Below are 12833 nucleotides of genomic sequence, written 5' to 3' on the forward strand. Positions count from 1 at the left end.
CGCTCCGGCGGGCTTTTGTTTTTCTGGGCTACCTTACTTGGGATAGGGCACGATGGAAAAAGTTCCCATGACGGCCAGGGGGTATAACCGGCTGCAAGATGAGTTGAAGCATCTGAAGAGCGTCGAGCGTCCGGCCGTGATCAAGGCGATCGCAGAGGCCCGTGAGCATGGCGACCTGTCCGAAAACGCGGAATATCACGCGGCGCGGGAGCGCCAGAGCTTCATCGAAGGCCGTGTGATGGAGCTGGAGGACAAGATCAGCCGGGCCGAGGTGATCGAGCCGACGAAGCTGTCCGGCAATGCCGTCAAGTTCGGTGCCACCATCACCCTGGCTGATGAGGACACCGATGAGGAGGTGACCTATCAGGTCGTCGGCCAGGATGAGAGCGACATCAAGCAGGGCATGATCAGCATCACCAGCCCGCTGGCCCGCGCGCTGATCGGCAAGTCGGTCGGCGACAGCGTCGAGGTGACGACCCCAGGCGGCTCCAAGAGCTATGAGGTCGTGGGCATCGCCTTCAAGTAAACGGTATCGACCAGATGCCGCATGTCCAGAACCCGCCCGGCCCCGGCCGTGGCGGGTTCTGGCTTTTGATGGTGGCGCCCGTGCGGCAATGCTTTCGCCGGGCAGGTACTTCGATCTATAATCATTGGCCCGGCGGGGGCTCCCGTCATTGCGGCCCGGTGCCTTTCCCATGCTGGAAAAACTTGCCCAAGCGGCGATTGCCTTCTTCATCATCGCCGGCATCTCCTATCTGCTGGGCACCGGAATCGCGCATTCGGTCGAAAGCGCCCTGCGCAAGCGCCAGCAGGGCGTCGGCCTTGAAGCGCGCATGCAGCGGCTGGGCGCGCTGTCGCAGCGTCTGCAGGCCCGGCGCCAGACCCTGCTGCCCGTGCTGGTGAAGCTGGACGCCAAGGTGAAATCGGCCCGCCGCCGCCATTACATGGTCAACAAGAAGATCACGGACATGAAGATCGCCCGTTCGCAATTGCTGCGGGTGCAGGGGGAGGAGGATGCTTTCCTGCGGACGGAGCGGCCGGCGCGCAAATTCATCGCCCATGTCGTGAACCGCCATGTTCAGCGCGCGCAGATGGACCAGAAGGAACATCCTTTCCTGTCCAAGGGCTGGGCGCGTACCCAGCAGGTCGTGATCTGGGCCTCCACCATCGGCGATGCCAAGATTCTGGCCGAGCGCGCCTTTCCCCCTGCCACGGGCTTCTTCGTGGCCGAGATTTCCGAGCCGCAGAGCGAGGGGGATGACATGACCGCCCTGGAGAATGCCGAACTGGCCGCGGCCTTGAGCGAGCGGGTGACGGGATGATGGATCGGCTGTTCGATGCGCTGCCCCTGTGGTTCGGCATCCTGGGCGGCGGTGTGGTGGCGCTGCAGGTCATGACCAATGTGCGCCAGCGCCTGCGGCGCGCCGAACGGCAGCACCAGGGCCATCAGGGCCGCGTCCATAACGCCAGCCAGGCCGTGCGAGAGCATGCCAGGGCCACGCTGGCCCTGAAACGCGAGCAGCGGCAGATGGAAGTGGAACTGGCCGAACTGGAGCAGATCATCGAGGAATGCGAACAGCAGGCCGAGCGTGAGAAGGTGGCCGATACGCAGATCTATGTCTTCGATGAACGCAAGAATATCGGTGACACGGCCTTTGTCTCCATGATCACCCACCCCGATTTCAACAACCTGGCCCGCAACGCCCCGGACGAGGTCGTGCAGTCATGGAAGGCCGGTCGGCGCTATCTGATCTGGGCCGCCAGCGACAAGATGGCCCACGCCAAGGTCAGCATGCGCTTCAACCAGGACAAGGGATACCGCGTGGGTCAGCCGGCCCCCTATGAGGGCAATCAGGATAATTTCTAGAATGTGCGTTTCGTAACCGCATTACGAAATCGGCCGGCCTGTTTCTTTTGCCGGATTACGTTCTGCCCGGATGTCAAAATCACTGTTCCCGGTGGATTTGCAGCAGTTTGCGCGCTTGTGGCGCGCGGGCTTCATGCTATCAATCGCATGAAATCCCCTGCATTCCGGCCGGAGAGAGAACCCATGTCCGCCCTGACCCGATCCCCCGCCTGGAAGGCGCTGGCCGCTCATCGTGCCAGCCTGGAAGGCACTGCGCTGCGTGACCTGTTCGCGGCCGATGCCGGCCGGTTCGACCGTTACCGCATCGCGCTGGACGGGATGCTGCTGGACTATGCCAAGAACCGCATCACGGATGAGACGCTGGCGCTGCTGACCGGTCTGGCGCTGCAGCAGAAGCTGGAGCCGATGCGCGATGCGATGTTCGGCGGCCAGCGCATCAATATCACGGAGGACCGGGCCGTCCTGCATGTGGCCCTGCGCAACCGCGTGGACCGGCCCATCCTGGTCGATGGTGAGGATGTGATGCCGGGGGTGCAGGAGGTGCTGGCCCGGATGTACGCCTTCTGCCACAAGGTGCGCGACGGTGAGTGGCGGGGCTATGACGGCCAGCCCATCACCGATATCGTCAATATCGGCATCGGCGGGTCCGACCTGGGCCCCGTCATGGTGACACAGGCGCTGACGCCCTGGCATCACCCACATCTGGCCGCGCATTTCGTCTCCAACGTCGATGGCACCCATATTGCCGAGGTGCTGCGCCGCGTGGACCCCGCCACGACCCTGTTCATCATCGCGTCCAAGACCTTCACCACCCAGGAAACGCTGGCCAACGCCCACACGGCCCGCGACTGGTTCCTGGCCAATGGCGGCACGCCGGAGACGGTGGCGCGGCATTTCGTGGCCGTGTCCACCAACAGCACGGAGGTGGCGAAGTTCGGTATCGATACCAACAATATGTTCGGCTTCTGGGACTGGGTCGGTGGCCGCTACAGCCTCTGGTCGGCCATTGGCCTGCCCATCGCCCTGATGGTGGGGCCGGAACGGTTCGGGGAACTGCTGGCCGGCGCCCACGCGATGGATGAGCATTTCCGCACGGCACCGCTGGACGCCAACATGCCGGTGATCCTGGGCCTGCTGGGCGTGTGGTACGGCAATTTCTGGGGGGCAGCGGCCCATGCCGTGCTGCCCTATGACCAGTATCTGGCCCGCTTGCCGGCCTATCTCCAGCAACTGGACATGGAAAGCAACGGCAAGTCGGTGGACCGTGACGGGGCGCCGGTGGACTATGCCACCGGCCCCATCATCTTCGGGGAACCGGGTACGAACGGCCAGCACGCCTTCTATCAGTTGATCCACCAGGGCACGCACCTGATCCCCTGCGATTTCATCGCCCCCATCACCAGCCAGAACCCCACGGGCCGGCATCATGCCATGCTGCTTTCCAACACGCTGGCCCAGACAGAGGCGCTGATGCGTGGCAAGAACGAGGCGGAGGTGCGTGCCGAACTGGAAAGGGAAGGCAGGTCGGGTGCCGCGCTGGAAGCCCTGCTGCCGCACAAGGTCTTCGCGGGCAACCGCCCGACCAATACCATCCTGGTGGATCAACTGGACCCCTGCCGCCTGGGCATGCTGATCGCGCTTTATGAGCACAAGGTATTCGTCCAGGGCGTGATCTGGAACATTAACAGTTTTGATCAGTGGGGCGTGGAACTGGGCAAGCAGTTGGCCAAGGTGATCCTGCCGGAACTGGAAGGGCAGGGGACGAAGCCCCACGATGCCAGCACGGTCGGGCTGGTCGGGCTGGTGAATGGGGGGAAGGTCGCCTGATCCGCACCCCGTCCGGTCCGTGGCGCTATCCTGATGCGTTGTCGTACGGTGGTGGATTTTAATGAAATTCTCCACCGTGCGGGGCCATGATGGCGTGTCCGCAGATGGGGAGTGCCAGATTGGGCGACAATCGTCCGCATCACAGGATAACGCAGGAACAGCTCGACGCCGTCGTGAAGCGGCATGAGATGTTCCGCAATGCCCGCATGGGCGGTGCGCGCGCCATCCTGACCAATTTCGACCTGACGGGCCTGGACCTGGGCGGTCGCGATCTGGCGCACGCCGACCTGACGGGCAGCGTGCTGCGGCGAGCCAATCTGGCCGGCGCCAATCTGGATTGCTGCACCCTGTTCGCGGCCGATATCAGGGAGGCGAACCTGACCGGTGCCTCGCTGGTGAAGGCCGACCTGCGCGGCGCCAGCCTGCGCGGCGCCGACCTGACCGGGGCCAATCTGGTCAGCGCCGATCTGCGCGACGGGTCGCTGGCCGAACGGGCGTCCGATGGCAGCCTGCGCATTGTGGTCGTGGAAAGCGACGCCAGCCCCGCTGACATGCAGGGCGCCCGGCTGGCCAATGCCAACCTGTCCCAGGCCAAGCTGTCGGGTGCGGTCGCCATGCATACCGACTTTACCGATGCCGTGATGCGGGGCACCAAGCTGGTGCGTGCCAACCTGCGCAACGCCACGCTGGACGGGGCCATCCTGGAAGGCGCCGACATGTCGGGGGCCGATGTGCGCGGCGCCAGCCTGAAGGGGGCGGTGCTGACCGGTGCCGTCCTGGTCCTGACCGAACTGGGCGGAGCCGACATGGACGGGGCGCTGACGGACAAGCCGGCCGGCCGGCCCCTTGCCGATCTGCCGCGCCCGCTGGAAGAGATGGTCAAGCTGCATGCCGATTGGGTGGGCAGCGCCGGACAGGCTGGCATGGCGCTGGATCTGAAGGGATATGACCTGCGCGGGGCGACCTGCCTGTCGCATGCCTGTCTGACGCGGTTGCACGCGCCGGGTGCCATTCTCTATGGCGTGGACCTGTCGGCGGCACAGATGCAGGTGGGCAATCTGGCCGGTGCCGATCTGCGGGGTGCCAATCTGGCCGGTTGCGACCTGCGCGGCATCAACCTGACCGATGCCCAGTTGGGCAATGCCGACCTGTCGGGAGCCAATCTGGGCTATCTGCGAATCGATGACACGCGCATCGTGCGGGCCGAACTGGCGGGTGCCCGGCTGCGCTATGCCCGGTTGACGGGCGCCCGGCTGGTGAAGGTGAATTTCGCTGGCGCCGACCTTTCCTTCGCCAATCTGTCCCAGGCCGATCTGAAAGGGGCCGACATGACGGGGGCGCGCCTGGCCGGCGCCCGGCTGCGCCGTGAACAACTGGCCGAGGTCGAAGGGCTGAAACTGCCCTGATACCATGTGTGGGCGGCGTTCGGAGAATTTGCTTAGGGTCCCATAACTTGTGGCTGGCTTGGCCACAGGCCGCAATCGGTGCTATGACCATGCCATGCCGATCATCCGTCGCCTGCCCGATACGCTCGTCAACCAGATCGCCGCCGGCGAGGTGGTTGAACGCCCTGCCGCCGCCGTCAAGGAACTTGTGGAAAACGCGCTCGATGCCGGTGCGCGTCGCATCGACGTGACCCTGCGTGATGGGGGCAAGGCGCTGCTTGCGGTGGCTGATGATGGCTGCGGCATGGACCCGGACCAGTTGGCGTTGGCGGTGGAACGGCATGCCACCTCCAAGCTGCCCGATGGCGACCTGACCGATATCCGCACCCTGGGGTTCCGGGGCGAAGCGTTGCCCAGCATCGGGGCCGTCAGCCGCCTGGCCATCACCAGCCGCACGGTCGATGCCGATCATGCCAGCGCCATCCTGGTCGAAGGTGGCGCCGTACATCCCGTGGGGCCGGCCCCTGGTGGTCCCGGTACGCGGGTGGAGGTGCGGGACCTGTTCTTCGCCACGCCGGCCCGGCTGAAATTCCTGAAGACCAGCCGCACGGAAAGCCAGCACGCCATCGATATCGTGGAACGTCTGGCCATGGCGCATCCGCATGTCGCCTTCACCGTCACCGACGAGGGGCGGACGCCGCTGCGGCTGGCGGCCAGCACGGGTGGCGATGGCAGCGCGCACCTGTCGCGCCTGGGGGCCGTGCTGGGGCGGGAGTTCCAGGAGAATGCGATCCCGGTGGAGGCCGAGCGGGCCGGCGTGCGCCTGGTGGGCCATATCGGCCTGCCAACCTTCAACAAGCCGACGGCCGCGGGCCAGTACCTGTTCGTGAACGGGCGCCCTGTGAAGGACCGGCTGATGGTTGGCGCCGTGCGCGGCGCCTATGCCGATTTCCTGGCCCGGGATCGTCACGCCGTGCTGGCCCTGTTCCTGACGCTGGATCCGCAGGATGTGGATGTGAATGTCCATCCCGCCAAGACGGAGGTGCGGTTCCGCGATCAGGCCCTGATCCGTGGCCTGATCGTGGGCGCGCTGAAACACGCGCTGGCGGCGGCCGGCCACCGGGCCAGCACGACGGTTGCCGCCGATACGCTGGCCAGCCTGACCCCGCGCGTGGCACCGCAGACGGCACTGTTCTGGGAACCGCAGCCCGCCCCGCCGCTGCCGTCCGTGCAGCAGGCCAACAGCTTCGCCCCGCATCACCAGGCACCGCCCCCCGTGGCGCGTGAAATGGCGGAGGCGGCGTTTCGTTTCCAGGCGCCCCAGCCCGTCGGTGTCCCGCCCGCCGGCTTCGCCCCCGCAGCGCGGAACGAGGCAGGAGAGGCCGGTGCCGCGCCACCGGCCAGCTTCCCCCTGGGTGCGGCGCGGGCGCAGGTCCATGCCACCTATATCGTGGCCCAGACCGGTGACGGTATCGTGATCGTGGATCAGCATGCCGCGCATGAAAGGCTGGTCTATGAGCGCATGAAGCGGGAAATGCTGGGTGAGGGCGTGAAGCGCCAGATGCTGCTGATCCCGGAGGTCGTGGAACTGGACCCCGCCGATGCGGAAAGGGTGGGGGAGCGTTCCGACGAACTGGCTGAAATGGGGCTGGTGCTGGAGACATTCGGGTCGGGTGCCGTGGTGGTGCGCGAGGTGCCGGCCATGCTGGGCGGCCGGGCCGATGTGCGCGGGCTGGTCCGGGATATTGCCGACGAATTGGCGGAACTGGGTGATGCCCTTGCCTTGAAGGAAAGGCTGGAGGCGATCTGTTCCCGCATGGCCTGCCATGGCAGCGTGCGGGCCGGCCGCGCCATGAATGTGGACGAGATGAATGCCCTTCTGCGCCAGATGGAGGCCACGCCCCATAGCGGACAGTGCAACCATGGCCGCCCCACCTATGTCGAATTGAAGCTGGGCGATATCGAACGGCTGTTCGGCCGGCGCTGAAGGCGCATGGGGCGCGGCACGGGCTTTGCTTTGCTGGACTATCCGTTTCTCCGGGAGGGTCCGAATGCAAGACCGATTGAACCGCCCCCATGCCGGCAAATCGCCCGGCAGCCCCGCCCGATTACGGGAACCCAAGGGTTCCGGCGGGTTCGACGGGTTGCCAGCCGGGCTGCGCATCCTGGACGATGCCTCGAACGATGTCGGCCTGTCGGAAATTCTTGCCGCCCTGGCGGCAGAACCTGCCGGGCCGGATATGCGCCTGCGCGAGGTGGAGGACAGCATTCGCCGCCATTGGGCCGTGCTGCGCAATCTGGTGCGCGAGCATGCCGAACTGTCCCGTCAGGCCCGGGAACAGGTCGGAGCTGTGGAGGGGGAAACCGGGGTGGAGGCGCTGCAGGCCGCCCGGCCCCTGCCCAAGGTCGCCATTTTCACCCCGCCCATGCGCCGTGCGGTGGCGGCGGAGTGATGGCGGTCCCATGATCCCAAGTCCCGGTGATCGCAACTCACCGGGATCTGTTATTCTCCGTTGTGACAAGTGATGGCGGCGGGTCGCGGGCCATGGCAAGACCCAGGCGCCGCCCCGCCGCCGCCCGCCCCATGTCCGGCTTTCGCCGTAATCTGCCCCCATCCTTTGATCTATGACCGCGATGGGTGCGGTCGGGATCGAAGGTATCGGTGCGATGACGGCGATGACAAAAATTCTGCTGCTTTCCGGCTTGGCCGCCCTGCTGGGCGCCTGTGCCGGATTGTGGGACCTGACGGCCGACACGCTGACCGGCACCCTGGCGATCCTGGCCGCCTCCGCCTTTCTGCTGGCCCTGTTCGTGCCGCGACTGGCCGCCATCGGCGTGATCGGTCTGGCGGCCGGCGTGCTGTTGGCTCATCTGATGGCGATCCCGCCGCCGGGCAGTTCCATGCCGGGCCTGGAACGTGGTTTGATTGCGGCGGCCGTGGCCACCCTGCCATCCGCGCTTGGGGCGCTGGCCGGTATCCTGGTCGCCCGCACTGCCACCCTCCTGGGCTGGTGGTCGGTGCCGGCGGACGGGACAGGCTATCGAAATGCAGCGCGATCTTCAGTTGCACAATGCAATCATGGTCGTCGTTACGGTCATAATCCCGGTCCGAAAGGCATAGTCCCTTCGACTGGTCTGCGGGATCGTCACATATAATGTCCCAGTGACATGAAATTTTCCCGCGTCGTCTCATCGACCGGCAGGTTCCGTTCAACCACGAGGGCCGCCACGCGGGCCGCGATGCCGTCAAATCCGGTCAACTGGCTTTCGATACTGTGCCGCCGCCGGCCGGCGCGCAGCGTCAGTTGCATCCATCCACCCGACCGGTCTTTCTTCACGGCGTAATAGCGCAGCTTCACATCCGTGATCCGGTCCCAGGCCAGCAGGCCGGCGAACAGCCCGCCTTCCACTGCCAGCCCATCGGGCAACAGTAAATACCGTACCCGTCCGCGCAGCAGCGTGCGGCCACCCAGCCAGATGAACAGGGCGGCCCCCGCCGCCAGCGGCACGGCGACAAGCGGGTGCGCCTGACCACCTGCCAGCGCCAGCGGTCCCGCCGTGGCGGCCAGACCGAGCGCCGTGCGCAGGTAGTCGGCCTTCAGCGTTTCGGGTGGATAGCGGCTGGCGGGAGCGGTCATGCCGGCCCGCCCCGCCGGCCGGCCGTGGGGGTCATTTCGACAGTCCGTGGGCACGCAGGATGAAGGCCTGCGACAGCGCCACCTCCTTCAGCTTGTCGAATCGGCCGGTGGAGCCGCCATGACCGGCGCTCATCTCCGTCTTCAGCAGCAGTACATTGTCGTCGGTCTTGTGGGTGCGCAGCTTTGCCGCCCACTTCGCCGGCTCCCAGTAGGTCACGCGATAATCGTTCAGCCCGGCCGTGATCAGGATCGGCGGATAGGGGCGGCGGGCCACATTGTCATAAGGGCTGTAGGTCTTCATCACCTGATAGATCTCCGGGATATTGGGGTTGCCCCATTCCGGATAATCACCCGTCGTCAAGGGCAGCGTCTCGTCGAACAGGGTGTTCAGCACATCGACGAAGGGTACATGGGCCACGGCGCCGGCGAACATGCCGTCCGGCCCCATGTTCAGCACGGCCCCCATCAGCGTGCCGCCGGCCGAGCCGCCTTCGATGCTGATCTGGCCGGGGCTTGTATATCCCTGGTTGACCAGGAACTGGGCCACATCCAGGAAATCGTTGAAAGTGTTCGGCTTGTTGGTCAGGCGCCCGGCATCGTGCCAGGGGCGGCCCATCTCCTCCCCCCCGCGGATATGGGCGATGGCATAGGCGAAGCCGCGGTCCAGCAGGCCGATGCGGGCCGTGGAGAAGCCGGGTTCCATGGCGATGGAATAGGAACCATAGCCGTAGAGATGCAGCGGTGCCTTGCCGTCCTTCTTGAAATCCTTGCGATAGACGATGGACACGGGGATGGGCGTGCCGTCGCGCGCGGGCGCCATCAGTCGTTCGGAGGTGTAGAGAGACGGGTCGTACCCGCTTGGGATTTCCTGCACCTTGCGTGCGGTCAGGGTGCGCCCGGCAAGGTCGTAATCGAAGACGGTCGGCGGCGTGACCAGCGAATGGTAGCGCACGCGCAAGGTACCCGTCTCATATTCCTCGTTGTTCAGCGGGGAGACGGCGAAGGCGGCGTCGGGGAAGGCGATGGTGTGCGATTGCCCGTCCGTTCCGCGCACCCAGACCTGCTGCGTTCCGTCCTGGCGGCCGAAGACGACCAGCCAGTCTTTCAGCGCCAGCAGGCCCGTCAGATACTGGCGGTCACTGCCGGCCATCACCTCCGTCCAGTTCCCTTCCGACCAGTCGGCCAGCGGCGCCTGGACGAGGCGAAAATTCAGATGCTTGTCGTTGATGAGAATCCAAAGATTCTCGCCCTGGTCGGCCACGGAATAAAGCCGGTCGTCCTGGCGTGGAATGACCACGCGGGCGGCTGCCGTGGGGTCATCGGTGGGGATCAGGCGTGTTTCATTGGCGATCAGCGTGCCGCTGCCGATCTCCACGAAGCGGCCGGACTGGCTTTCACCGATCCCGACCCACCAGGACGGGTCCGCTTCCTCATAGACCAGGGTCGCCGCGGCCGGGGCAGCGCCCAGGCTGTTGCGCATCACCTGCTTGGGCCGCTGGCTTTCATCCTTCAGGACATAGAACAGGGTGCGGTTGTCCGCAGCCCAGACGACGGAACCCGAGGTGCCGGGAATCGGCTCACCGACCAGCTCCCCGCTCTGCATGTCCTTCACGACGATCGTGAAATTCTCCGACCCGTTATCGTCGAAGCTGTAGGCCAGGTAACGGCCGTCAGGGCTGGGTTCCAGCGCCTCCACGTCATAGAAATCCTTGCCCTCGGCCAGGGTGTTGACGTCCAGCACCACTTGCTCGCCGTTGCTGGCACCGTCCTTGGGCCACCGCACGAAGACGGGGTGGTCCTGGCCGGCGGAAAAGCGCGACTGGTAGACATAGGCGCCGCGCGGGTAGGGGACGCCGGTGTCGTCCTCCTTCACCCGTGCCTTCAATTCGGCAAACAGGGCGGCGCGCAGCCCGTCCTCCTCACCGCCCATCACCTGGTCGGTATAGGCGTTCTCCGCCTTCAGATAATCCAGCACGTCGGCATCGTCGACCTTGGGATAATCCTTGTCCCGCAGCCAGTCATAGGGGTCGGTCCAGGTCTCCCCATGGCGGACATGGTCCACGGGCACCTGCCTGGCCACGGGCGGGGCGGCGAACAGGCTTTGCCGCAGGGGGGGCAGGGGCGCTTCGGCGACGGGTTCGGCAGGCTTTTCCACAGGCTTCCTCGGCATCATCACATAGGCCAGCGTCGTGGCACCGACCAGGGCGGCGAACAGGATCAGGATGCCGGGCCGGCGTGGCCCGCCGGCTGGTTTACCGCTACTGGACATTTCCGCCTCTTCGCTGGCCTGGGAATTGCGCAACAGGATAGGCAAGCGCGGGGCGGGCGCCAATGGCGTTTTCTGGCATGGTCATCATTTATAACGGGAATTCAGGCGCAAAAGGGTTTATGATCACACTTAATTGACCGGTTTCGCCGTCCCGCACGTCAAGGGTGGGGCGGTCGTTTTGCTGATATTGTTAGTTTCCTGTCTTTTGCATTATTTGGTTGGATTGGTTGCCCACGTGGCAATCGGGGAAATGGGGTGTCGCTGTGGATCAGGACGATTTCCTGTTTGCGGAGGATGGCACGCTGAAGGGCGCGCCCCAACCGCTGCCGGAACGCCGCCTGCCGGAGGGGCCGCCCTGGCGCATCCTGATCGTCGATGATGATGAGGAGGTGCATTCGGTCACCCGCTATGCCTTGCGCAAGGTGTGCTTCCGCGACCGCCCGCTGGAATTGCTGTCCGCCTATTCCGCGGCCCAGGCGCAGACCATGTTGTCGGCGGAAAAGGATATCGCGCTCGTCCTGCTGGACGTGGTCATGGAAACCGACGATGCCGGCCTGCGGCTGGTCCGCGCCATCCGGGAGGATCTGGCTGATAGTGCCGTGCGCATCATCCTGCGCACGGGCCAGCCGGGTCAGGCACCGGAAGAACGGGTGATCGCCGATTACGACGTGAATGATTACAAGGCGAAGACGGAATTGACGGCGCAGAAGCTGTTCACCACCGTCATCGCGGCGCTGCGCGCCTATGACAGCATCGTCACGATAGAGGCGAACCGGCGCGGCCTGCGCCGCATGATTGCCCTGGATGACCGGCTGCGTCCCGATATGGGGATCGATGCCTACGCCCAGACCATGCTGGAACAGGCCGGCCCCATCCTGGGGGCCAATGCCAGCGGGCTGGTCTGTGTGGTGGATGATCTGGCAGGGGGCGGCGGCGCCGGCGGGCGGTTCCGTCCCCTGGCCGTGACCGGCAGTCTCGCACCCCTGATGCCCCCGGCTCCGGGATCGGCATTGCATGACAGGCTGGAAGCTGCGCTGGCCGTCCGTCGCACCGGTGTATCGGGCCGGTCGGCCACGCTGCATATGCCGGGGCCGGACGGCACCATCTTCCTCGCCCTTCTGGATTGCGACCGCCCGCTGCTGCCGGCCGATGCGGAGATGCTGGGCGTGCTGACGGCGAAGTTCGCCGCCGGCCTTGTCAATCTGGTGCTCTATGAACGGTTGAGCCAGGCCAATACCGACCTGCGCGCCCTGACGCAGACCCTGGAACACCGGGTGGCGGAGCGCACGGCCGCCCTGCTGGATGCCAACGCCAAGCTGGAGCAACTGGCCAGCACGGACGGCCTGACTGGCATTCTCAACCGCCGCTGCTTCATGGAACTGGCCCAGGCGGAGCGGGAACGGGCGGGGCGCTATGGCCGGACCTTCGCCGTCCTGCTGCTGGACATGGACCAGTTCAAGCGCATCAATGACGGGTTCGGCCATGCGGCGGGCGATATGGCCATCCGCAGCGCGGCCAGCCGCACCGCCGCCGCATTGCGCACCAGTGACAGCCTTGCCCGCTATGGCGGGGAGGAATTGGTGGTGCTGCTGCCGGAAACGGACCTTGCCGCGGCGACGCAGGTGGCCGAGCGCGTGCGCAGTGCCATCGCCGCCCATCCCGTGGAGCATGAGGGGCGGTTCATTCCCCTTTCGGCCAGCATCGGCGTGGCCGAATGGCGCGGGGAGAGTGAAAGCCTGGACAAGCTGCTGGACCGGGCCGATCAGGCGCTGTATCTGGCCAAGCAGAATGGGCGCGACCGGGTGGAGGCGTCCGCGCTTCCCCCAACCTGAAGGCCGCCGCGTCCC

Annotated in this window: 11 protein-coding genes; 9 read left to right on the forward strand and 2 right to left on the reverse strand. The window is 65.7% G+C overall.

Annotated features, from left to right (window positions below; all coding sequences use genetic code 11):
- The first annotated feature begins 52 nt into the window (after positions 1–52).
- From greA to ABC728_RS19685, 8 genes are all read left to right on the forward strand, one after another.
- On the forward strand, positions 53–526 hold the full coding sequence (gene greA / locus ABC728_RS19650; RefSeq protein WP_416618525.1) for a transcription elongation factor GreA: 474 nt from the start codon (positions 53–55) through the stop codon (positions 524–526).
- 169 nt (positions 527–695) lie between these two features.
- Positions 696–1322 carry a hypothetical protein gene (locus tag ABC728_RS19655; protein ID WP_416618526.1) on the forward strand — a complete coding sequence of 209 codons (627 nt, stop codon included), beginning with the start codon at positions 696–698 and terminating at the stop codon, positions 1320–1322.
- The gene (locus ABC728_RS19660) at positions 1319–1867 is read left to right on the forward strand and encodes a hypothetical protein (RefSeq protein ID WP_416618527.1); all 549 of its coding nucleotides are present in this window, start codon (positions 1319–1321) and stop codon (positions 1865–1867) included. The genes ABC728_RS19655 and ABC728_RS19660 overlap by 4 nt, the downstream gene beginning before the upstream one ends.
- A gap of 183 nt (positions 1868–2050) precedes the next feature.
- Complete coding sequence (pgi, locus tag ABC728_RS19665) at positions 2051–3694, forward strand: glucose-6-phosphate isomerase (RefSeq protein WP_416618528.1); 1644 nt, start codon at positions 2051–2053, stop codon at positions 3692–3694.
- Between the two features lie 119 nt (positions 3695–3813).
- Positions 3814–5100, forward strand: coding sequence for a pentapeptide repeat-containing protein (locus tag ABC728_RS19670; protein ID WP_416618529.1), 1287 nt, complete (start codon positions 3814–3816; stop codon positions 5098–5100).
- 94 nt (positions 5101–5194) lie between these two features.
- On the forward strand, positions 5195–7066 hold the full coding sequence (mutL, locus tag ABC728_RS19675; RefSeq protein ID WP_416618530.1) for a DNA mismatch repair endonuclease MutL: 1872 nt from the start codon (positions 5195–5197) through the stop codon (positions 7064–7066).
- A gap of 64 nt (positions 7067–7130) precedes the next feature.
- Positions 7131–7532: a hypothetical protein gene (locus tag ABC728_RS19680; protein ID WP_416618531.1), complete on the forward strand. Its 402-nt coding sequence runs from the start codon at positions 7131–7133 to the stop codon at positions 7530–7532.
- Between the two features lie 223 nt (positions 7533–7755).
- Positions 7756–8235 (forward strand): hypothetical protein, encoded by a 480-nt coding sequence (locus tag ABC728_RS19685; RefSeq protein WP_416618532.1) that lies wholly within the window; start codon positions 7756–7758, stop codon positions 8233–8235.
- Here the strand turns inward: ABC728_RS19685 and ABC728_RS19690 are convergent.
- Positions 8226–8717 (reverse strand): hypothetical protein, encoded by a 492-nt coding sequence (locus tag ABC728_RS19690; protein ID WP_416618533.1) that lies wholly within the window; start codon positions 8715–8717, stop codon positions 8226–8228. The two genes, ABC728_RS19685 and ABC728_RS19690, sit on opposite strands and share 10 nt — an antisense overlap.
- Before the next feature lie 31 nt (positions 8718–8748).
- Positions 8749–10986: a S9 family peptidase gene (locus tag ABC728_RS19695; protein WP_416618534.1), complete on the reverse strand. Its 2238-nt coding sequence runs from the start codon at positions 10984–10986 to the stop codon at positions 8749–8751.
- 263 nt (positions 10987–11249) lie between these two features.
- Here ABC728_RS19695 and ABC728_RS19700 point away from each other — a divergent pair, with 263 nt between their 5' ends.
- Positions 11250–12818 (forward strand): diguanylate cyclase, encoded by a 1569-nt coding sequence (locus ABC728_RS19700; protein WP_416618535.1) that lies wholly within the window; start codon positions 11250–11252, stop codon positions 12816–12818.
- Positions 12819–12833: the final 15 nt, after the last annotated feature.

This window comes from Niveispirillum fermenti, from assembly GCF_052474395.1.